The 19,424-nt window shown below is 73.4% G+C and carries 22 protein-coding genes; 11 read left to right on the top strand and 11 right to left on the bottom strand.

Annotated features, from left to right (window positions below):
* The first annotated feature begins 56 nt into the window (after window positions 1-56).
* Window positions 57-935 (top strand): hypothetical protein, encoded by an 879-nt coding sequence (locus tag CCO04_RS19200; protein WP_215815771.1) that lies wholly within the window; start codon window positions 57-59, stop codon window positions 933-935.
* Here CCO04_RS19200 and CCO04_RS19195 read toward each other — a convergent pair.
* The gene (locus CCO04_RS19195) at window positions 932-1,246 is read right to left on the bottom strand and encodes a hypothetical protein (RefSeq protein WP_215815770.1); all 315 of its coding nucleotides are present in this window, start codon (window positions 1,244-1,246) and stop codon (window positions 932-934) included. The two genes, CCO04_RS19200 and CCO04_RS19195, sit on opposite strands and share 4 nt — an antisense overlap.
* A gap of 89 nt (window positions 1,247-1,335) precedes the next feature.
* On the opposite strand from CCO04_RS19195, the gene CCO04_RS19190 reads away from it, so the two are divergent.
* Window positions 1,336-1,611, top strand: coding sequence for a hypothetical protein (locus CCO04_RS19190; protein WP_215815769.1), 276 nt, complete (start codon window positions 1,336-1,338; stop codon window positions 1,609-1,611).
* Here the strand turns inward: CCO04_RS19190 and CCO04_RS19185 are convergent.
* Window positions 1,608-2,594 (bottom strand): GNAT family N-acetyltransferase, encoded by a 987-nt coding sequence (locus tag CCO04_RS19185; RefSeq protein WP_215815768.1) that lies wholly within the window; start codon window positions 2,592-2,594, stop codon window positions 1,608-1,610. The two genes, CCO04_RS19190 and CCO04_RS19185, sit on opposite strands and share 4 nt — an antisense overlap.
* A 52-nt stretch (window positions 2,595-2,646) precedes the next feature.
* Between CCO04_RS19185 and CCO04_RS19180 the strand changes: the two genes are divergently transcribed.
* A complete protein-coding gene (locus CCO04_RS19180) occupies window positions 2,647-3,027 on the top strand; it encodes a hypothetical protein (protein ID WP_215815767.1) in 381 nt (126 codons plus the stop codon).
* Between the two features lie 3 nt (window positions 3,028-3,030).
* Here CCO04_RS19180 and CCO04_RS19175 read toward each other — a convergent pair whose 3' ends face one another.
* Window positions 3,031-3,471: a VOC family protein gene (locus CCO04_RS19175; RefSeq protein ID WP_308281357.1), complete on the bottom strand. Its 441-nt coding sequence runs from the start codon at window positions 3,469-3,471 to the stop codon at window positions 3,031-3,033.
* 50 nt (window positions 3,472-3,521) lie between these two features.
* Here CCO04_RS19175 and CCO04_RS19170 point away from each other — a divergent pair, with 50 nt between their 5' ends.
* The 5 genes from CCO04_RS19170 to CCO04_RS19150 all read left to right on the top strand — a co-directional run bounded on the left by CCO04_RS19170 (window position 3,522) and on the right by CCO04_RS19150 (window position 7,779).
* Window positions 3,522-4,211 carry a PilZ domain-containing protein gene (locus tag CCO04_RS19170; protein ID WP_215815766.1) on the top strand — a complete coding sequence of 230 codons (690 nt, stop codon included), beginning with the start codon at window positions 3,522-3,524 and terminating at the stop codon, window positions 4,209-4,211.
* A 103-nt stretch (window positions 4,212-4,314) separates the two neighbouring features.
* The gene (locus CCO04_RS19165; protein ID WP_215815765.1) at window positions 4,315-5,265 is read left to right on the top strand and encodes an ABC transporter ATP-binding protein; all 951 of its coding nucleotides are present in this window, start codon (window positions 4,315-4,317) and stop codon (window positions 5,263-5,265) included.
* Window positions 5,262-6,038, top strand: a complete 777-nt coding sequence (locus tag CCO04_RS19160; RefSeq protein ID WP_215815764.1) for an ABC transporter permease — start codon at window positions 5,262-5,264, stop codon at window positions 6,036-6,038. Before CCO04_RS19165 ends, CCO04_RS19160 begins: the two co-directional genes overlap by 4 nt.
* 20 nt (window positions 6,039-6,058) lie before the next feature.
* A complete protein-coding gene (locus tag CCO04_RS19155; RefSeq protein WP_215815763.1) occupies window positions 6,059-7,168 on the top strand; it encodes a sensor histidine kinase in 1,110 nt (369 codons plus the stop codon).
* Window positions 7,165-7,779, top strand: coding sequence for a response regulator transcription factor (locus tag CCO04_RS19150; protein WP_215815762.1), 615 nt, complete (start codon window positions 7,165-7,167; stop codon window positions 7,777-7,779). Before CCO04_RS19155 ends, CCO04_RS19150 begins: the two co-directional genes overlap by 4 nt.
* 3 nt (window positions 7,780-7,782) lie before the next feature.
* On the opposite strand, the gene CCO04_RS19145 is transcribed toward CCO04_RS19150, so the two are convergent.
* From CCO04_RS19145 to CCO04_RS19135, 3 genes are all read right to left on the bottom strand, one after another.
* Window positions 7,783-8,949 (bottom strand): acetyl-CoA C-acetyltransferase, encoded by a 1,167-nt coding sequence (locus CCO04_RS19145; RefSeq protein ID WP_215815761.1) that lies wholly within the window; start codon window positions 8,947-8,949, stop codon window positions 7,783-7,785.
* A gap of 31 nt (window positions 8,950-8,980) precedes the next feature.
* Complete coding sequence (locus CCO04_RS19140; protein ID WP_252373562.1) at window positions 8,981-9,784, bottom strand: SDR family oxidoreductase; 804 nt, start codon at window positions 9,782-9,784, stop codon at window positions 8,981-8,983.
* Window positions 9,785-9,938: 154 nt separating this feature from the next.
* On the bottom strand, window positions 9,939-11,156 hold the full coding sequence (locus CCO04_RS19135; protein ID WP_215815760.1) for an acyl-CoA dehydrogenase family protein: 1,218 nt from the start codon (window positions 11,154-11,156) through the stop codon (window positions 9,939-9,941).
* A 95-nt stretch (window positions 11,157-11,251) separates the two neighbouring features.
* Between CCO04_RS19135 and CCO04_RS19130 the strand changes: the two genes are divergently transcribed.
* Genes CCO04_RS19130 through CCO04_RS19120 form a run of 3 tightly spaced genes read left to right on the top strand, consistent with a single transcriptional unit; the run spans window position 11,252 to window position 14,312 of the window.
* Window positions 11,252-12,412 (top strand): acyl-CoA dehydrogenase family protein, encoded by a 1,161-nt coding sequence (locus CCO04_RS19130; RefSeq protein ID WP_215815759.1) that lies wholly within the window; start codon window positions 11,252-11,254, stop codon window positions 12,410-12,412.
* Entirely contained in the window at window positions 12,409-13,311 is a 903-nt protein-coding gene (locus tag CCO04_RS19125; RefSeq protein ID WP_215815758.1) for an acyl-CoA dehydrogenase family protein, read from the top strand. Before CCO04_RS19130 ends, CCO04_RS19125 begins: the two co-directional genes overlap by 4 nt.
* Window positions 13,311-14,312 (top strand): acyl-CoA dehydrogenase family protein, encoded by a 1,002-nt coding sequence (locus tag CCO04_RS19120; protein ID WP_215815757.1) that lies wholly within the window; start codon window positions 13,311-13,313, stop codon window positions 14,310-14,312. The genes CCO04_RS19125 and CCO04_RS19120 overlap by 1 nt, the downstream gene beginning before the upstream one ends.
* Window positions 14,313-14,322: 10 nt before the next feature.
* Here CCO04_RS19120 and CCO04_RS19115 read toward each other — a convergent pair whose 3' ends face one another.
* The 5 genes from CCO04_RS19115 to hsaA form a co-directional block, all read right to left on the bottom strand.
* Complete coding sequence (locus CCO04_RS19115; RefSeq protein ID WP_215815756.1) at window positions 14,323-15,639, bottom strand: serine protease; 1,317 nt, start codon at window positions 15,637-15,639, stop codon at window positions 14,323-14,325.
* An 85-nt stretch (window positions 15,640-15,724) separates the two neighbouring features.
* Window positions 15,725-16,360: a flavin reductase family protein gene (locus CCO04_RS19110; protein ID WP_257751001.1), complete on the bottom strand. Its 636-nt coding sequence runs from the start codon at window positions 16,358-16,360 to the stop codon at window positions 15,725-15,727.
* Window positions 16,361-16,380: 20 nt separating this feature from the next.
* Window positions 16,381-17,277, bottom strand: a complete 897-nt coding sequence (hsaC, locus tag CCO04_RS19105) for an iron-dependent extradiol dioxygenase HsaC (RefSeq protein ID WP_252373561.1) — start codon at window positions 17,275-17,277, stop codon at window positions 16,381-16,383.
* Window positions 17,277-18,164, bottom strand: a complete 888-nt coding sequence (gene hsaD, locus CCO04_RS19100) for a 4,5:9,10-diseco-3-hydroxy-5,9,17-trioxoandrosta-1(10),2-diene-4-oate hydrolase (RefSeq protein ID WP_215815755.1) — start codon at window positions 18,162-18,164, stop codon at window positions 17,277-17,279. The genes hsaC and hsaD overlap by 1 nt, the downstream gene beginning before the upstream one ends.
* Window positions 18,164-19,351 carry a 3-hydroxy-9,10-secoandrosta-1,3,5(10)-triene-9,17-dione monooxygenase oxygenase subunit gene (hsaA, locus tag CCO04_RS19095; protein ID WP_215815754.1) on the bottom strand — a complete coding sequence of 396 codons (1,188 nt, stop codon included), beginning with the start codon at window positions 19,349-19,351 and terminating at the stop codon, window positions 18,164-18,166. The genes hsaD and hsaA overlap by 1 nt, the downstream gene beginning before the upstream one ends.
* Window positions 19,352-19,424 lie beyond the last annotated feature (73 nt).

The raw sequence follows: 19,424 nt of genomic DNA, 5'->3' as shown, positions 1-19,424 counted from the left end.
ATTACGTTGCGCTACAAAGCCGGGTTCTGTAGCATCTCGGCATGGATCTCGGTGGCATGGAAGTAGGCAGGGACGAGCTGGGCCTCCTGGGCGCGGTGACCGTCGTGGCCGTCGCGCTCTTCGGCTGCGCCCCTCGCTTCGCGGGGTACGTGGGACGGGAGTTCGCCCGGACCCACCAGGCCCACATCGACGCCGAGTTCGTCGCCGCCTTCGATCACGAGACCGTGCGCCGGACCCGGGTCCTGATCGTCCTGCTCTACCCCGCGGTCGCCTGGTTCGTCCTGCTGCCCGTCGACGTCGACACCACCACGCTCGCGCTGACGCTGAGCCCGGGCGCGCTGGCCCTCGCCGCGTCCTCCGAGGGACTGTGGCGGGTGACCCGCGCCGGACGTGAGTTCCCGGTCGCCCCCGGCCGGCCCGGCGTCGCCCGGGGCCGGCAGCCCGAGGTGCGCGACTACGTCGGTCCGGCCACCCTGGCGATGCTCGCGCTCCAGGCGCTGCTCGGCGTGGTCATGGCGGGCGGCGCTCTCCGCTGGGCCGCGGACGACGGCTGGAGCGGCGCGGCCGCCGGCCTGCTCGTCAGCGGCGTGGTGATCCTCGGCCTCTCACTCGCCGCTCCCCTGGCCTGGCGCGTCGTCGTCCGCCGGCCGCAACGGGCCGTCGATGCGGCGCACCTCTACTTCCAGGACGCGTGGCGGGCCGACGCCCTGCGCAACACCGGGATCCTCACCGTCCTCGTGCCCCTGTCCGCGGCCTACGTCTGGCCCGAGAGCAGCGACCCGGCCCGCGTCGCCCTCGTCGTGCTCGCGCTGGGGATCGGCGCGCTGGGACTGACCGACCTGGCCCCGCCGCTGCGCTTCCGCACCCGGCTGTGGCCCACCCTCGGGCCCCGGCAGGTGCTGCTCCCCGGCGAACCCGTACCGCCCGCCGCCTAGGACTCCTGCAGGCGCTGCTGGCGCCGCTCGTGCAGCCGCTGCTCCGCCTCCGCGAGGAACTCCAGGCACGGCGCCTGCTCCCCCGGGTGCTTCTCCTTCAGGTGGAAGGTCCAGCGGTCCATGGCGGCCATGAAGCCGTTGTCCTCACCCGGCCGGTAGGCCGACCAGCGGCGGTCGTTCTTGACGACGCACTCGGTGCAGCTGATCTTGTAGACGAACTGCTCCTGCGCACCGACCTCGATCCGCACCCGGGCCAGCGGGCCGGCCTGTGCGGCCGCCTTGCGCTCCCGAGCAGATCGGCTCGCCACCATGTCGTCCTCCAGACGTCGTCGGAGCCGCGAGCCTACCCGCGGCACGTTCTGTCGGACCTCTGCCCTAGCGTCAGGGGCGTGATCAACCGATGAGCAAGCTCGATGCCCTGCGGGCGATGCGCGAAGCCCGCTTCAAGCAGGACCAGGAGCGCGCCGGCAAGCCGAGCGCGCGGGTCCGTCCACCCGTCGCGCCGGCGGCCGCGACCCCGGCCGCCAAGCCGGCCCGCGCGAGCCGAGGTGCCGCGGCCACCGAAGGGGGCAGCGAGACGACCGAGGACGAGGCGCGGTGCGGGCACCGCAACATCAGCGGGCGCACGTGCACCCGTGAGCGCGGGCACGCCGCCAAGACGCACCGCTACTCCTAGCAGGGGCGCTGGTAGGTCCAGACCCGGCCCAGGACGCGGTAGGCGAGCACCTCGTTGACCTCGATCATCCGGTCGTTGGACTCGGCGTTCCAGGTGTTGATCGTGGCCAGGTCGGGGGCGGCCTCGCGCAGCCAGCGCAGCATGTCCGTCTTGAGCAGCAGGCCGAGCCGGTGGCCGCGGTGGTCGCGGGTGACCGAGGTGTCGTGCTGGTCGCCCCAGGCCGGCTCGTCGCGGGCGACCGCGACGACCGTCTGGGCGGCGAAGGCGCCGGTCGGGACGTGCCGGGCGACGACCCGGTACAGGTCCTCGCCGTGGGCCTCGACTGCGGTCTCGTAGGCGCGCATCCGCTCGGCCGGGTAGACCTCGTCCTCGTAGTCGAGGTCGTCGATGGGCGCGTCGTTGATCGCCTCGGCCATCACGCCCAGGGCGGCGAGCTCGTCGTCAGGGGTCGGGGCGAGGCGGCGCTCGAGGACGTAGTCGGCGGCGTGCGGGAGCGCCTCGTCGTAGCGCTGGTCGAGGGCGGCCCAGTCGATCTCGGCGAGCACCTGGCGCCGGTTGATCTCGGCGGACTTGGGCTCCAGGCGGTGGGCCCGGGCGAAGGCGTCGGCGGCCGGCGACTCCCAGGCGCTGATGGCGATGCTGGTCCGGCCGCGCCGGCGCGCCTCGGCCTCGAGCGCCGCGATGAGCGCCGAGCCGTGGCCGCGGCGCCGGTGGTCGGGGTGGACGCCGAGCTCGAGCCAGGCCAGGTGCCGGTTGTCGTACTCGCTGGTGCCGATCGAGGACCAGCCGACGACCTGGTCCCCCACCCGCGCCAGGTACGGCGTACCGGGCTCGCCGTCCCAGCCGTGGCGCCACTGGGCCGCGGCCCGGGCGGGCGTCATCCGGCGCTCCCAGGGCGCGTCGGCGTCGAGGGTCGCGTTGAACACGTCGGTCCAGGCGGCGAGCGCCGCGGTGTCGTCGGGGCCGAACGGGTGGATCTCCATGGGAGCAGCATGCGGTGCCGGACCGGCCGGTTCCACTGGATATCCTGGCCGGGTGACCCAGACGCCGCCGACCGGCCCCGGCAGCTCCAGCGGCGCCGGGACCTCGCGCCGGCGCCACCTGATGGACCCCAACGCGCCCCGCAAGGCGCCCGACCCGCGCGACATCGAGCGCCTGCAGCGCGTCCAGCGCCGGGTGGTCTCGGTGCTGATCGTCACCACGATCCTGCACCTGTCGGCGGGCTTCGTGATCGCCGCCGACCACGTCGACGCCGCTCGGACCGACGCCCGGGTGGGACTCAACGTGATCGCGGCCGCGTTCATGGTCGGCGGGATCGCGGCGACCCTGGTGATCAACGGCCGCTCCTGGAAGTCGCCCTGGCTGCTGCTCGGCCTGGTGCCGCTGGCCGTCGGCCTGTGGTGGACGGTGCTCTGAGGCTCAGCCCGCGGCGACGTAGGTGTGGGTGACGGCCTCGACGTTGTTGCCGTCGAGGTCGCGCACGAAGACGCCGTAGTAGCCGGGGTGGTACTCCGGCCACGGCCGCGGCGCGTGGAGCACCTCGGCACCGGCCGCGACGGCGGCCTCGTGGAAGGCGTGCACGGCGTCGGCGTCGGCTGCCTTGAAGGCGACGTGGACCTCGCGCTGGGCGGCCGGCTGGTCGTCGTAGCTGCTCAGCCAGAAGGCGGGGTCGCCCTCGACGCCGTAGCCGCAGGCGACGCCGAAGTCCATCACGCGGGAGAAGCCGAGCGAGCCGAGGACCTGGTCGTAGAAGGCCTTGGCCGCATCGAGGTCGGCACAGTTGATTCCGAGGTGGTCGATCATGACGCCCATCGAAGCAGCAGGCGCCGACAGCGCACCCGCGATCATCGGCAATCCCACCCGAACCACCTCAACCGGACTGGACCGCTGCCGATCAGCAGGTCATGGTCATGGCACCGCCCGAGCTCCACCCTGCCGTGCTGCAGAACGTCGCCCTGACGGTCCGGCCGACGACCGGGTCCGCGCTCGCGCTGGAGACGAAGGTCCTCGACCTGGAGCCGCAGTCCGACGGCTCGACGACACTGGTCGTGGCGCCGCCGCCGGGTCTGGACCCGCGCGAGCACCACTTCGACGCGACGCTGGCCTGGACCTATCCGCTGGGCCGGATGGAGTGCACGGTGCGGACTCGCCCGGCCCGCCGGGCGTACGGCGACGTGTGGCTCCTGTGCCCCAGCGCGCCCGCGACGCGGCTGCAGGAGCGCGCCTACTTCCGGGCGCGGATCGCGGTCCCGGTGCTGTTGACCCGGACCGACCCCGACGCCGAGCGGGAGCCGGAGCAGGACCCCGACGTGCAGCCGGAGCCGATCGACCTCGCCGGCGTCGTGGTCGACCTCAGCGAGGGCGGCCTGCTGGCGACGGTCCCCCGCGGGAGCCGGGCACCCGCGGTCGGTACCCGGCTCGAGGCGACGGTCCGCGTCGACGACGAGGACCTGGCGCAGCCGGCGACGGTGGTGCGCCACGTGCGGTTCGCGAGCGGTGGCATCGGCGTGGCGGTCGCCTTCGCCGAGCCGCGCCGGCACGGTGACCGGCTGCGCGCGGTCGTGTTCGCGGTCGAGCGGCGGCGCCGCAGCCGGACCTGACCCGGGCCGCTCCCGGCCGCCCCGGGCCTACATGACAGATGTCACCGGGAACCGGTGACACCGCGGCCTGCCGCCGGCCCCGGACCGGCGGCACCGTGGAGCCATGACCTCTCCTGCGATCCAGGTCCGCGGACTGCGCCGGTCCTACGGCAGCGGTGCCCGCGCGTACGAGGCGGTGCGCGGCGTCGACCTCGACGTGGCGACGGGCACGGTGACCGCCCTGCTCGGCACCAACGGCGCCGGCAAGACCTCCACGATGGAGGTGATCGAGGGGCTCTGCTCCCCCGGTGCCGGCGAGGTCCGGGTGCTCGGGCTGGACCCGGTCGCCGCCCGTGACCAGGTACGGCGCCGCACCGGCACGCTGCTCCAGACCAGCGGCTTCTCCGGCGACCTGACGGTCAGCGAGACGCTGCGGATGTGGGCCGGGACGCTGACCGCGCCGCGCCCGCTGGGCGAGGTGGTCGCGATGCTCCGGCTGAGCCACCGGCTCGACGTACCGGTCCGGGCGCTGTCGGGTGGCGAGCACCGCCGCCTCGACCTCGCCTGCGCGCTGACCGGGCGTCCAGAGGTGCTGCTCCTCGACGAGCCGACGACCGGGCTCGACCCCGAGAGCCGCCGCGACGTGTGGGACCTGGTCCGGTCGCTGCGCGACGCCGGGACGACGGTGCTGCTGACCACCCACTACCTCGATGAAGCCGAGGCGCTGGCCGACCGGCTGGAGATCATGCACGCCGGCCGCATCGTCCGCTCCGGTACGGCGGCCGAGGTCGTCGCCGGGCATCCCTCCTTCGTCCGCATCCGTACGACGAGCGCCCCGCCCTGGCTCGCCGGTCTCCCCGCGGTGCGGACCGTCGCCACCACCGGCGACCGGACCGCCCTGGAGACCAGCGACCTGCAGGAGACGCTCACCGCGCTCCTGGCCCGGGCCGGGGACGAGGGTCTGCGGCTCGCCGACCTGGAGGCCCGCCCGGCCAGCCTGGAGTCGGTCTTCCTCGCGATCGCCGACGGCTCCGCGACCACCCCCACCCCCGAGCCCGAGGCGGCCCTGCGATGACCACGCTCTCCCTCTCCCTGCCCCGCACCCTCCGCCTCGCCCGCTGGAACGCCGTCCTGCTCACCCGCAACCGGCTCGCGCTGACCTACGGGACCGTGCTGCCGCTGCTCCCGCTGGCTCTCCTGCTCGGCGGCGACCGCGGCGACGAGGCGCTCGGCGCGGCGACGATCGCGACGGTGCTGACCATGGCGTTCGTGTTCCCGGTGTTCTACAACGTGCTCTCCCAGTTCGTGACCCGGCGCGACGAGCTGGTCCTCAAGCGGCTGCGGACCGGCGAGGCGCGCGATGCCGAGCTGCTCACCGCCCTCGTCCTGCCGGGCGCGGTGATCGCGCTGGCGGTGGCGCTGCTCGCCGTCCCGGTGGCGGCCGCGTTCGGCCAGGACCTCCCCCGCAACCCCCTGCTGTACGCCGTCGGCGCGCTCGCCTGCGTCGCGCTCTACGCGGCCTTCGCCTTCTGGACCGCGGCCTGGACCCGCAACGCCGAGGCGGCCCAGCTCACGAGCCTGCCCGTCATCCTCCTCGCGATCGGCGGCCAGATCAGCCTCGCGCTCCCCGACGCCGCCCAGCGCTGGGCCGAGCTGACCCCCGGGGCGGCACTGACCGGCCTGGTCCGGGTCACCTGGTTCGGCATGGCCGACGGCAGGACGAGCAGCACCCTCGACCTCGCCGCGACCTGGGGTGCGGCCGCCCCGCACCTCGCCGTACTGGTCGCGTGGACCGCGGTGGCGTGCTGGCTCGCGGCCCGCTCGCTGCACTGGGAGCCCCGGGTGTGACACCGCCTAGGCTCGACCTCATGCGCCGCTGGACGGAGCTCGACCAGGTCGAGCGGGTCGACCTCTACACCCGGCAGTCGCTCTACCTCCTGCTGTGGTTCTTCGTCGGCACCCTGACCATCTCCGCGATCGCGCAGGAGCCCGACCACCGCACGGCCTTCGCGGTCGCGGGCGCCGGCATCCTCGTGCTCACGGTGGTCGCGACGAGCGTGCTCCGCGCGGTGCTCGACCAGCGGCGTCCGTGGCGCCGGATCGCCCTGCTCCTCGTGCTCTCAGCGATCGCAGTCGCGGTCGCGCTGCCCCACCCCGTGTGGGAGGTGGTGGTCGTCGCGGTCTTCGTCAACGTGGTCTGGTCGTTGAGCGGGCTGCGCGACCAGTGGCTCACCGTGACGCTCGTCGTCGGGCTGGGCGTCTTCATGGGCGCGACGACCGGCAGCCTGGCCCTGCTGGCCGGCGGGATGTTCATGGCGGCCTTCTGCATCTTCACCGTGCGCGCCTCGCTGTGGCTGCTCGGTGTCGTCACCGAGCTCGACCAGGCGCGGTCCGCCCAGGCCGCGCTGGCGGTCGCCGAGGAGCGGCTCCGGTTCTCGCGCGACGTCCACGACGTGATGGGACGCCGGCTCTCGGCGATCGCGGTCCAGGCCGAGCTCGCCGCGTCCCTGGCCGACCGCGCCGACCCGCGCGCCGCCGCGCAGATGCTCGCCGTGCGCGGGGTCGCCCACGACGCCCTGCGCGAGGCTCGCGAGCTGGCCCGCGGCTACCGCCCGACCGACCTGCACCAGGAGCTGGAGGGCGCCCGTGCGCTGCTGCGCTCGGCCGGGATCGAGGTCCGCCTCGACGTCGCGGAGGTGCCCGCGCCCTGGCAGGAGCCGGCGGCCTGGATCGTGCGCGAGGCGGTCACCAACGTGCTGCGCCACTCCGCCGCCACCCAGGTCGCCATCACCTTCCGGGCGCCGGAGCTCTGCGTCACCAACGACGGCGTCGCGAGCGCCGAGCCGGGCACGGGTCTCGGTCTCGACGGCCTGCGTGAGCGGCTCGCTCCGCTGGGCGCGACGGTGACCACCGCGGCCGACGTACCGGACTTCCGTCTCACCGCCCGCTTCCCCGACCTCGTGCAGGAGCCCGCATGACTGCGCCGATCCGCGTCCTCCTCGCCGATGACGAGCACCTGATCCGCACCGCCCTCGTGCAGCTGCTGGGGCTGGAGCCCGACCTGGAGGTGGTGGCCGAGGCGGCCACCGGCGACGAGGCGCTGGCGATGGCGGTCAAGCACGCCGTGGACGTCGCGGTGCTCGACCTGCAGATGCCCGGCCCCGACGGCATCGCCGTCGCCGAACGGCTCGCCGAGGTGCTGCCGGGCTGCGGCGTCGTGATCGTGACCGGCCACGGGCGTCCCGGACACCTCAAACGGGCCCTGGGGACGGGCGTGCGCGGCTTCCTGCCGAAGACGACCTCGGCGGTCACGCTCGCCGAGGTCGTCCGCAAGGTCCACGCCGGCGGACGCCACGTCGACCCCGAGCTCGCCGCCGAGGCGATCGCCGCGGGCGACAGCCCCCTGACGCCGCGTGAGGCGGACGTCCTCGAGCTCGCCGCGGACGGCGCCCCGGTCGACGAGATCGCCGACCGGGCCGCGCTCTCGCCGGGGACCGTGCGCAACTACCTGTCGAGCGCGGTCATCAAGCTGGGCGCCGCCAACCGGCACGACGCCGCCGCGACGGCGCGCCGGATGGGGTGGATCTGAGGCTCAGCCCAGGCGCTCGATGATGGTGACGTTGGCCTGGCCGCCGCCCTCGCACATGGTCTGCAGGCCGTAGCGGCCGCCGGTGCGCTCGAGCTCGTTGAGCAGCGTGGTCATCAGCCGGGCGCCGGTGGCGCCGATGGGGTGACCGAGGGCGATGCCGCCGCCGTTGACGTTGAGCTTGTCGTGGGGGACGCCGGTCTCCTTCATCCAGGCCAGCACGACCGAGGCGAAGGCCTCGTTGCACTCGAACAGGTCGATGTCGTCGATCGACATCCCGCTCTTGGCCAGCGCGTGCTTGGTCGCCGGGATGGGGCCGGTGAGCATCCAGACCGGGTCGTCACCGCGCACCGAGAGGTGCACGATCCGGGCGCGCGGGGTCAGGCCGTGGTCCTTGACCGCCTGCTCCGAGGCGATCAGCAGCGCGGCGGAGCCGTCGCAGATCTGCGAGGCGACCGCGGCGGTGATCCGGCCGCCGGGGGCGAGCGGGTCGAGACCGGCCATCTTCTCCAGCGAGGTCTCGCGGGGGCACTGGTCGGTGTCGAAGACCGTCCCGTCCTCCAGCGTGTAGGGCGCGATCTCGCTGCGGAAGCGGCCGGCGTCGATCGCGGCCCGGGCCCGCTCGTGCGAGGCGAGGGCGTAGCGCTCCATGTCCTCGCGGCTGACGTCCCACTTCTCCGCGATCATCTCGGCGGAGCGGAACTGGCTGACCTCCTGGTCGCCGTAGCGCTTGAGCCAGCCCGGCGACTCGGCGAAGGGCGTCGAGAAGCCGTACTGCTGACCGGCCAGCATCGCCGCCGAGATCGGGATGGCGCTCATGTTCTGCACGCCGCCGGCCACGACGAGGTCCTGGGTGCCGGACATGACCGCCTGGGCGGCGAAGTGCACGGCCTGCTGCGACGAGCCGCACTGGCGGTCGATCGTGACACCGGGGACGTGGTCGGGCAGGCCCGCGACGAGCCACGCCGTACGGGCGATGTCGCCGGCCTGCGAGCCGAGCGTGTCGCAGCAGCCCAGGATGACGTCGTCCACGGCGCCCGGGTCGACCCCGGTGCGCTCGACGAGCGCACCGATCGAGTGCGCGCCGAGGTCGGCGGAGTGGACGCCGGCAAGTGCGCCGCCGCGCTTGCCGACCGCGGTGCGGACGGCGTCGACGATGTAGGCCTCAGCCATGGCAGGTCTCCTTGCGTTGGGGTGGGAACGATCAGGCGTGCTGGCTGCTGACGGAGATGACCTCGCCCGTCAGGTACGACGAGTAGTCGCTGGCGAGGAAGACCATCACGTTGGCGACCTCCCAGGGGGCGGCCGCGCGGCCGAAGGCCTCGCGCTGCTTGAGCTCGACGAGCAGCTCGGGCGAGGTGACCTTCTCGAGGAACGGGTGCATCGCCAGCGAGGGCGAGACCGCGTTGACGCGGATGCCGTGCGGCGCGAGGTCGAGCGCCGAGCAGCGGGTCAGCGCCATCACCCCGGCCTTGGCGGCGGCGTAGTGGGCCTGGCCCTCCTGGGCGCGCCAGCCGATGACGGAGGCGTTGTTGACGATGACGCCCTTCTTGCCGGCCGCCACGAAGCGCTGCCCGACCGCGCGGGTGGCGCGCATCGTGCCGGTCAGGGTGATGTCGATGACCCGGTTCCAGGTCTCGTCGGTGACCTCGAGGATCGAGTCGGTACCGCCCAGGCCCGCGTTGTTGATCATGATGTCGACGCCGCCGAAGTCGTCGGCCGCGTCGAGCAGGGCGGCGACGTCCTCCTCCTTGGTCACGTCGCACACCAGCTGGCGCACGCGCTCGGCGCCGAACTCGGCGGCCAGCGCCTCCTCGGCCTCGGCCAGCCGACGGGCGTGGGTGTCGCTGAACACGACCGCCTTGGCGCCCTCCTCGAGCGCCCGTCGTACGACGGCCGCGCCGATGCCCGCGCCGGCCGCCGCGGTCACGACGACCACCTTGCCGGCGAGCAGGTCGTGGCCCGGGACGTAGTCGGGGGTGGGCTGCTCGGGTCGCATCGCAGTCATGGGTCAGGCTCCCTTGAGGTGGTTCGGGTGGGTGACGCCGTCGCGAGCGTCGCGAGGCGCGTGCGCTGGCAAGGCGCCGGAGTGAGACGGTCCGGGTGACCGGTGATCGACGGCAACGCCGCCAGGGTGCGCGGATCGCGGCGCGCAGCAGGCGTCAGCCACCCGAACCACCTCGCGGTTCGCGGGGAAGGCCGAGCACGCGCTCGGCGAGGATGTTCTTCTGGATCTCGTCGCTGCCGCCGTAGATGGTGTCGGCACGCGAGAAGAGGAAGAGCCGCTGGTGGTCGTCCAGGTCGTACGACGACCCCGACTCCCGCGCGAGCAGCCCGTCGCGCCCGGCGACGTCCATCGCCACCTCACCGAGGGTGCGGTGCCAGGTCGCCCAGGCGAGCTTGAAGATGGAGCCCGCTCCCCCGCCGGCGGCGGAGTCCTGACCGCCCTCGACGAGGGCGAGCGCGCGCAGCGCGTAGCTGCGGATGACGGCGAGCTCGACCTTGAGCTCGGCGAGGCGGTCGCGCACGACGGGGTCGTCGATGGAGCCGTTGTCCTTGGCCCGGGCGACGACGCTGTCGAGCTCGCGGGCGAAGCCGACGGTCTGGCCCAGCGTGGACACGCCGCGCTCGAAGCCGAGCAGGCCCATCGCCACGCCCCAGCCGCGGCCCGGCTCGCCGACGACCAGGTCGCCGGAGGTGCGGGCGCCGGTGAAGAAGACCTCGTTGAACTCCGAGCCGCTGGTGAGCTGCTCGATGGGGCGGATCTCGACGCCCTCCTGGTCGAGCGGCACGAGCAGGAAGGACAGGCCCTGGTGGCGCGAGGAGCCCGCCTCGGTGCGCGCGATGACGAAGCACCAGTCGGACAGGTGCGCCAGCGAGGTCCAGACCTTCTGGCCGTCGATGACCCACTCGCCGGTGGACTCGTCGCGGCGGGCGCGGGTCTGGACGTTGGCGAGGTCGGAGCCGGCGCCGGGCTCGGAGTAGCCCTGGGCCCACAGCTCGCGCACGGCGACGATCTCGGGCAGGAAGCGCTGCTGCTGCTCGGGCGTGCCGAAGGCGATGAGCGTCGGGCCGAGCAGCTGCTCGCCGAGGTGGTTGACGCCGGCGGGTGCCGCGGAGCGGGCGTACTCCTCGTGGAAGATCACCTGCTGCCACAGCGACAGCCCGCGGCCGCCGTGCTCGGTGGGCCAGCCGACGGCGGTCCAGCCGTGCTCGGCGAGGTGCCGGTTCCAGGCCAGGCGCTCGTCGTGGGCCTCGTGCTCGCGGCCGGGACCGCCCAGCCCGCGCAGCGCCGCCCACTCGCCGGTGAGGTGGTCGCCCAGCCACTGCCGGATCTCGGCGCGGAAAGCGCGGTCCTCAGCGCCCTCGGTCAGGTTCATGGCTGGTACTCTACCAAGCAAATGCTTGGTTCAAGGAAGGACCGGGCCTAGATTCTCTCCTACAACGGTCCCGACGGGATGAGGAACACGAACTGATGGATCTTGAGCTGAGCGCGTCCGAGCTGGCCTTCCAGGCCGAGGCCCGGGCCTGGCTGGCGGCCCACGTGCCCGCCGAGCCGCTGCCGTCCCTGGACACCGCCGAGGGCTTCGTCCTGCACCAGCAGTGGGAGGCCAAGCTCGCGGCCGACCGCTGGTCGGTCGTGTCGTGGCCCACGGAGTACCACGGCCGCGAGGCCTCCCTCCTGGAGTGGGTGATCTTCGAGGAGGAGTACTACCGCGCCGGCGCGCCGCTGCGCGTGTCGCAGAACGGCATCTTCCTGCTCGCGCCGATCATCTTCGAGCACGGCACGCCCGAGCAGCAGGACCGGTTCCTGCCCTCGATGGCGACCGGCGAGCGGGTCTGGGCGCAGTGCTGGAGCGAGCCCGAGGCCGGCTCCGACCTCGCCTCCCTCAAGTCCACCGCCCGTCGTGACGACGAGCGCGGCGGCTGGGTGCTCAACGGCCAGAAGATCTGGTGCTCGCGCGCCGCGCTGGCCCAGTGGGGCTTCGGTCTCTTCCGCAGCGACCCGGAGGCCCAGAAGCACGCGGGGCTGACCTACTTCCTCTTCCCGCTCGACGCCGACGGCGTCACGGTCCGCCCGATCGCCCAGCTCGACGGCGAGGCGGGCTTCGCCGAGGTGTTCTTCGACGACGTCTTCGTCCCGGACGCCGACGTGCTCGGCGCGCCCGGCGACGGCTGGCGGGTGGCGATGAGCACCGCCGGCAACGAGCGCGGCCTCTCGCTGCGCTCCCCCGGCCGGTTCACCGCGGCCGCCGACCGCCTCCTGGCCCTGTACGGCGAGACGCCGGGGGGCCCCGACCGGGCCGCGGCCACCCAGGGCGTCGTCGACGCCTGGATCAAGGCCGAGGCCTACCGCCTCTACACCTGGGGCACCGTCACCCAGCTCAAGAACGGCGGCGACGTCGGCGCGGCCGGCTCGGTCAACAAGGTCTGGTGGAGCGAGCTCGACGTGGCACTGCACGAGACCGCCCTCGACCTGCTCGGCCCCGACGCCGAGGCCGAGTCGCGGTGGCTCGACGGCTACACCTTCTCGCTGTCCGGACCGATCTACGCCGGCACCAACGAGATCCAGCGCAACATCATCGCGGAGCGGATCCTCGGACTCCCCCGCGAGCCGAAGGGAGTCCAGAAGTGAGGTTCGAGCTCACCACCGACCAGCGGGACTTCGCCGCGTCGCTCGACGCCCTGCTGTCCGCCGCCGACACCGTCGCCGCCGCCCGCTCCTGGGCCGCGGGCGACCACGCCCCGGGCCTCGCGCTCTGGGAGCGCCTCGCCGAGCAGGGCCTGACCATGCTCGCCACCGAGGCGACGCCGGTCGAGCTGTGCGTGGCCTTCGAGGCGCTGGGCCGCCACGCCGTGCCCGGACCGTGGGTCGAGGCGGCCGCCTACCTGCCCGTCGCGCTCGGCCGCGAGGTCGAGGGCGTCGCCACCGTCGCCGCCCCCGGTACGACGACCGCGCTCGACGCCGACGTCGCCGCCGAGGTCTACGCGGCCGACGGCTCCGCGCTGCGCTCCGCGACCGCCGGCGCCGTCGAGGCCTCCGTCGACCGCGCACGCCACCTCGTCGAGGTCACCCCCGGCGACCCGGTCGAGGCGGGTGGCGACCTCGCCGCGGCGTACGACCTGGCGGTGCTGGCCACCGCCGCGCAGCTGCTCGGTGCCGGTGAGCGGGTGCTCGCCGACGCGGTCACCTACGTCAAGCAGCGCAAGCAGTTCGGCCGCGAGATCGGCTCGTACCAGGCGATCAAGCACAAGCTGGCCGACATCCGGATCGCGCTCGACTTCGCGCGTCCCCTCGTCTACGGCGCCGCCCTCGACCCGACGCCGCGCTCGGTGTCCGCGGCCAAGGTCGCCTGCGCGGACGCCGCCTACCTCGCCTCGCGCACCGGCCTGCAGGTGCACGGCGCGATCGGCTACACCCAGGAGTTCGACCTGAGCGTGTGGATCACCAAGATCCGCGCCCTGGTCACCGCCTGGGGCACGCCGGCCGCCCACCGCGCCCGCATCCTCGACTCCCTGGTCGGGAGCGCCTGATGCACTTCGACCTCAGCGAGGAGCAGGCCGAGCTGGCCGCCACGGTGCGCGGACTGCTCGACAAGCGCGCCGACTCGGCCGCGGTCCGGGCCGCGTCGGTCTCCGAGACCGGCTACGACGAGGCGCTCTGGGCGACCCTGTGCGAGCAGATCGGCGTGGCCGCGCTCGCCGTCCCCGAGCAGTACGACGGCGTCGGCGTGACCTTCTTCGAGACCTCCGTGGTGCTCGAGGAGCTCGGTCGCACGATCGCCCCGAGCCCCCTGCTGGCCACCACCGTGGCGACCGAGGCGCTGCTCGCCGGCGGCACCGACGAGGCCAAGGCCCGGCTCCTGCCGCGCCTCGCAGCGGGCGAGATCGCGACCATCGCGCTCGACGAGGCCGCCGCGCCCGTCGTGCTCGACGGCGACCGCGCGGCCGTCGTGCTGGCGGTCCGCGGCGACGACCTGGTCGAGGTCACCGGCGCCACGGCCACCTGGGTCGAGGCGATGGACCAGAGCGTCCGGCTCGCCCGGCTCGACCTGTCCGGCGCCGAGCTCACCGTGATCGGCGAGGGCGTCGCCGCGCGCGAGCGGGCCGAGCTGGTCGGTGCGGCCTCGGTGGCCGCGCTCGCGGTCGGCCTGGCCGACCGCGCGCTGCGGATGACGGTCGACTACAGCAAGGAGCGCGTGCAGTTCGGGCGCGCCATCGGCTCCTTCCAGGCGCTCAAGCACCGGATGGCCGACGTCCTCGCGCGGGTCGAGATGGCGCGCTCGGCGACCTGGGCGGCGTCCTACGCGCTGAGCGACCCCGAGACCGACCCGGCCGAGGCGGCCTTCCAGGCGCACGCCGCGGCGTCGTACGCGCTCGAGACGGCGAGCCTCGCCGCGAGCGAGTGCGTGCAGCTCCACGGCGGCATCGCGATCACCTGGGAGCACGACGCGCACCTGGTCTTCAAGCGGGCGCACGCGCTCGGTCAGCTGTTCGGCGCGCCGCACCGGCACCGGGCGGCCGTCGCGCTCTAGGAGCAGGCGCCTAGGCCGTGGGGCTGGTGCAGCCGGTGGCCGCCACCACGGCCCCGCTCCGGTCGGCCGGCAGCGGGCAGGCGCGGACGACGACCTTGGTCTTCTTGCCGACGCGCTTGCCCTGCTTGAGCCGGAACCACGCCGGCCCGACCGGGGTCGCCGGGCGGGTCAGCTCGACCACGCCGGAGGCCGGGATCCGGACCGCCCCGAGCCGCGCCCACCGCGCGGACGCCGAGCGCCGGACCTGGACGACGACCTTGGTGCCCGGCCGGGCCCGCAGCCGCAGCCGGTAGGGCTGGCCGCGGCCGGTGACGGCCGGCACGGCGGCGACCGCGAGCGGTCCGCGCCCACGGGCACTCACCGCAGGCTGCGCGGGACGGGCGGCCCGGGCGGCCGGCGACCGGACCGCGGCGAGCAGGGTCAGGATCGTGCGGTCGAGCGGCCAGGCGAGCAGGATCGGCGGCCCCTCGGTGGTACGCCGCGAGGTCACCGCCCAGATGAACCCGACGTCCGCGCTCGTCATGGTGAGGAACCACGGCCCGCCGCTGGCTCCGCCGTTGAGTGGGCACGCCAGGTGGGCGTCGCCGGTCTCGGGGAACGCCGAGGTCGAGCCGGTGCACTGCTGGGCGCTCTCGCCGTCGTACGGCGCCTCGGCGGGCCAGCCGATCACCCGCACGCCGTCCTCGCGCTGCGGGTAGCCCCAGGCGACCGCATTGCCGCCGACCACGTCGACCAGCCGGCGTCCGCCCAGCGGGGCGACCGTGAGCACGGCCTGGTCGTGGGAGTAGTTGCCGCACTGGTTGACCCAGTCGGGCTGGGCCAGCGCGGTGACACCGGTCCAGGCGCCGTAGGGCCGCGCACCCCCGGCATAGCCCGGCACGAACAGGAAGCGCGTGAAGTAGCGCCCCGGCCGGCAGCCCAGCAGCCCGCGGGTCGCCCCGCTGTTGACGCAGTGACCGGCGGTGAGCACGACATTGCGCTCAGGGGTGTTGACCGCCGCGCCGGAGCACACGTAGTCCGACGCCCCGTCGGAGAAGAAGAGCTTGCCGGTGCTGCGCGGCGCCACCACGGCCCGGGCCCGTGCGCCCGCTGTCGTCCGGCGGGCTGTCGGGCCCGCGCCGGTCGCGCCGTCGGCCGAGCGGTCGACCGGCTCGGCGTCGCGCATGCGCTGCGGCGTCCAGTACGAGCGGACGTCGCCGGAGTCCCCGGTCGCACTCGGCCGCGGGGCCACCGTGGGGGTGGCTCCGGCTCCGGGCGCCGCCGTGAGCAGGCCCGCCGGCAGCAGCCACGCCAGCACCGCTGCCGCGACCGCGTGTCGCTTCGTCACCATCGATCCCCCCAGACCGGCCGGTTCACGTCGTTCGGGGAACAACGCCCGAGCGGCCCGGGAGGCTACGAGGGGCTACGAGGGTCTAGCCGTCGGTGGTGCGGTAGCGGCCCTTGAAGTAGAGCAGCGGCTCGGTGACCGCCGCCTGCGGGTCGTGCGCCTCGAGGTGCTCGACCCGGCCCACCACGATGTAGTGGTCCCCGCCCTCGTAGACCGCGTGGATCGTGCAGTCGAGGTGGGCGAGCGTCCCGGCGATCACCGGCGAGCCGGTCGCCGCGGCGGGCGTCCAGTCGAGGCCGGCGAACTTGTCGATGCCCTTGGTCGCCATCTGACCGGAGACGTGCTCCTGGTCGGCGGCGAGGATGTTGACGCAGAACCGGCCGGCCCGCTGCATCAGCGGCCACGCCCGCGAGGAGCGCGCGGGGATGAACGTGATCAGCGGCGGGTCGAGCGAGACGCTCGAGAACGACTGGCAGGTCAACCCGATCGGCTCGTCGCCGCTCATCGCGGTGACGACCGCGATGCCCGAGGCGAAGCACCCGAGCACGTCGCGGAACTGCCGCGCCGCGGCCTGGGCCTCGGGGTCGTCATGGACGGCGACCGCCTCGCCCGGGCGCAGCTCGAAGTCGACGTCGGCGTCACCGAGCCACGACTGGATCAGCTCGGGGTGCGGCCAGGTCTCCCGCGCGTCGGAACTGATGCCGTCGGGGATCTCGCTCACGTCGCTCACGTTAGCCGCGCTCATTGCCCGCCGAAGACGTGGCCCCAGTAGGACACCGCGGTCGACTCGCGCGCGACCCAGCGGGCGTCGTCCACGGTCATGCCCTCGGTACCGAACTCGATGTCGAAGCCACCGGGCGACTTCACGTAGAACGAGATCATCTCGTCGTTCATGTGACGCCCGAGCGTCGCCGAGAGCGGCGCCTTGTGCTTGCGGACCCGCTCCAGCGCGCGGCCGACGTGGTCGAGCTTGTCGACCTCGAGCATCACGTGCACGCACTTGCTGGCGTTCGGCATCGGCAGGAACGCGAGCGAGTGGTGGCGCGGGTTGACGCCGAGGAACCGCAGCCAGACCTTGCTGCCGGGCTCCTTGCCGACGAACTCACCGGGCATGCTCATCGAGTCGCGCAGCCGGAAGCCGAGCACCTCGGTGTAGAAGCGCAGCGCCTCGACGTCGTCGAGCACCGGGACGACGATGTGGCCCATGCCCTGCTCGGCGGTCACGAACGTCGCGGCGTACGGCGTGACGACGGGCCGCGCCTCGTAGGTGATGCCGTGGAAGAGCTCGAAGACGTTGTCCCACGGGTCGCGGAAGCGGACGAGCTCCTGGACCCGGCGCTCGGCGAGCTCCTCGGCGGTGCCCTCCTCGAACTCGACGCCGGCCTTCTGCAGGTGCTCGCGCGCGGCCTGGAGCGCCTGGTGGTCGGCGAGCTCCCAGCCGGTGCAGTCGAGCTGGTCGACGTCACTGGGGAAGACGACGATGCGCGCGGAGACCTCGTCGATGCGCCAGTACTGGTGCTCCGGGTTCGGCCCGCGCCCCTCGGCGAGGCCGAGGACCTTGCCGGCGAAGGTCTTCCAGGCGTCCAGGTCGGTGCTCGCGACCCGGATGTAGCCCATGGACTTGATGTCGATGGACATCAGGCGCGCTCCTTGTGGCGGTTGAGGAAGTTGACGGTGATCTCGCGGAACTCGTCGGCGGCCTCGATCTGGGCCCAGTGGCCGCAGTTCGGGAAGACGTGCAGCTGGGCCTTGGGGATCAGCTTGAGCGCAGCGAACGCGCCGTCGAGCGGGTTGACCCGGTCCTCGCGGCCCCAGGTCAGCAGGGTGTGCTTGCGCAGGCGGTGCGCCTCGCGCCAGAGCATCCCGTCCTCGGCGGTCTCGGGGTTCCAGAACGACATGCCCATCGAGCGCATCGCGGCCTGCGCACCGGGCGCGGTGGCGTCGGCGAAGCGCTCCTCGACGAGCTCGTCGGTGACCAGGCCCTGGTTGACGACCATCGTCGAGATGAAGGCGCGCAGCGACTCACGACTGGGGTTGGCGCCGAAGTCCATCAGCCGCTGCACGCCCTCGGTCGGGTCGGCGTGGAAGAGGTTGAGCGAGAGCCCGCCGGGGCCCATGAGGACCAGCCGCCCCACCCGGTCCGGGTAGGTCAGCGCGAGCCGCATCGCCGTACCGCCGCCGAGGCTGTTGCCGAGCACATGGACCTTGTCCAGACCCAGCTCGTCGAGCAGCGCGACGACCGCGTCGGCCGCGAACCGGTAGTAGTTGCCCACCACCGGCGGCTTGTCGGAGCCGCCGAAGCCCGGCTGGTCGACGAGGATCGTCCGGTACTCCTGGGCGAAGCCCTCCAGCGCCGGCCCGAAGTTCGACCACGACGACGCGCCCGGCCCGCCGCCGTGCAGCATGACCAGCGGCAGCCGGCCCTCGCCGGTGCCCGCCTCGTAGTAGTTGAGCGTGATCTCGCCGGCCGCCTCGGTCTTGACCTGGGCGGTACGACGGGTCGCGTCCTTGGAGAAGTCGCTCATCAGTACATCCCCGGGTCGACCTTGTGGCCGAACTGCTGGGCGCCGTACATCTGCAGGGCGCGCTCGGGGTCGTTGGCCGCGTGCACCCGGCCCGCGTGGGCGTCGCGCCAGGCACGCTGCAGGTAGGTGCCCTCGGCGAGCGCCCGGCCGCCCGACGCCTCGAACAGCGCGTCGATGGCGTCGATCGAGCGCGCGGTGCCGAGCACCTGGTCGCGCCGCACGCGCAGCCGCAGCTCGAGCGGGATCTGCTCGCCGCGCGCGACGTGCGCCTGCTCCTCGCGGATGTTGCTCATCAGGAGCGCCCAGGCCGCGTCGATCTCGGACGACGAGCGCGCGATGCGGACGGCTGCGAACGGGTCGAGCGACGCCTTCTCCCCCAGGTACGCCGCACGGACGCGCTTCTGCTGCATCTCGACGTGCTCGGCGTAGGCACCCTTGGCCATGCCGATGATCGGCGTGGCGATGGTGCTGGTGAAGATCGAGTGGAACGGCAGCTTGTAGAGGTCGCTGGTGTTGACCGCCTGGCCCGGACCCCGGCACTGGCCGGTCTCCCCCATCGAGAGCGTGAACTCCTCGGGGATGAAGGTCTCCTCGACGACGATGTCGTTCGAGCCGGTGCCGCGCAGACCGACGACATTCCAGACGTCGACGACCTGGTACTTCTCGCGCGGGACCATGAAGGTCCGGAAGTCCACGACCTGGCCCTCGGCGTTGAACACCAGGCCGCCGAGCAGCACCCAGGCGCAGTGGTCGGACCCGGAGGAGAAGCTCCACTTGCCCGAGAGCGTGAAGCCGCCCTCGGTGACGACGGCCTTGCCCGTCGGGGCGTACGACGACGAGAGCCGCACGCTCTGGTCGTCGCCCCACACGGCCTGCTGGGCCTTGTCGTCGAAGAGCGCCACCTGCCACGGGTGGACGCCGACCACGCTGGAGACCCAGCCGGTCGAGCCGTCGGCCGAGGCGATGTCGCGCACGGCGGTGTAGAAGGCGACGGGGTCGGCCTCCAGGCCGCCGTACCGCTTCGGCTGGAGGAGGCGGAAGAAGCCGGTCTCCTCGAGCTCCTTGATGGAGGCGTCCGGGATGACCCGGAGGCGGTCGCCCTCCTCGGCCCGCTCGCGGAAGGTGGGCAGCAGGTCGCGCACGCCCGCGAGGACGGCGTCTACCTCGGGAGTGAAGTCCTGGTTCATGGGAGCTCCTGTGTCTGCGACAGAGTGTGTGTCCAATAGTAGAACACGTTCTAGTTTTGGCAAGTCGGGATCG

It is taken from the genome of Pimelobacter sp. 30-1 (assembly GCF_018831735.1).
In the GTDB taxonomy this organism is placed as follows: domain Bacteria; phylum Actinomycetota; class Actinomycetes; order Propionibacteriales; family Nocardioidaceae; genus Nocardioides.
The sequence above is the reverse complement of the archived record's forward strand: the minus strand, read 5'-3'. Positions and strand labels throughout refer to the sequence as shown.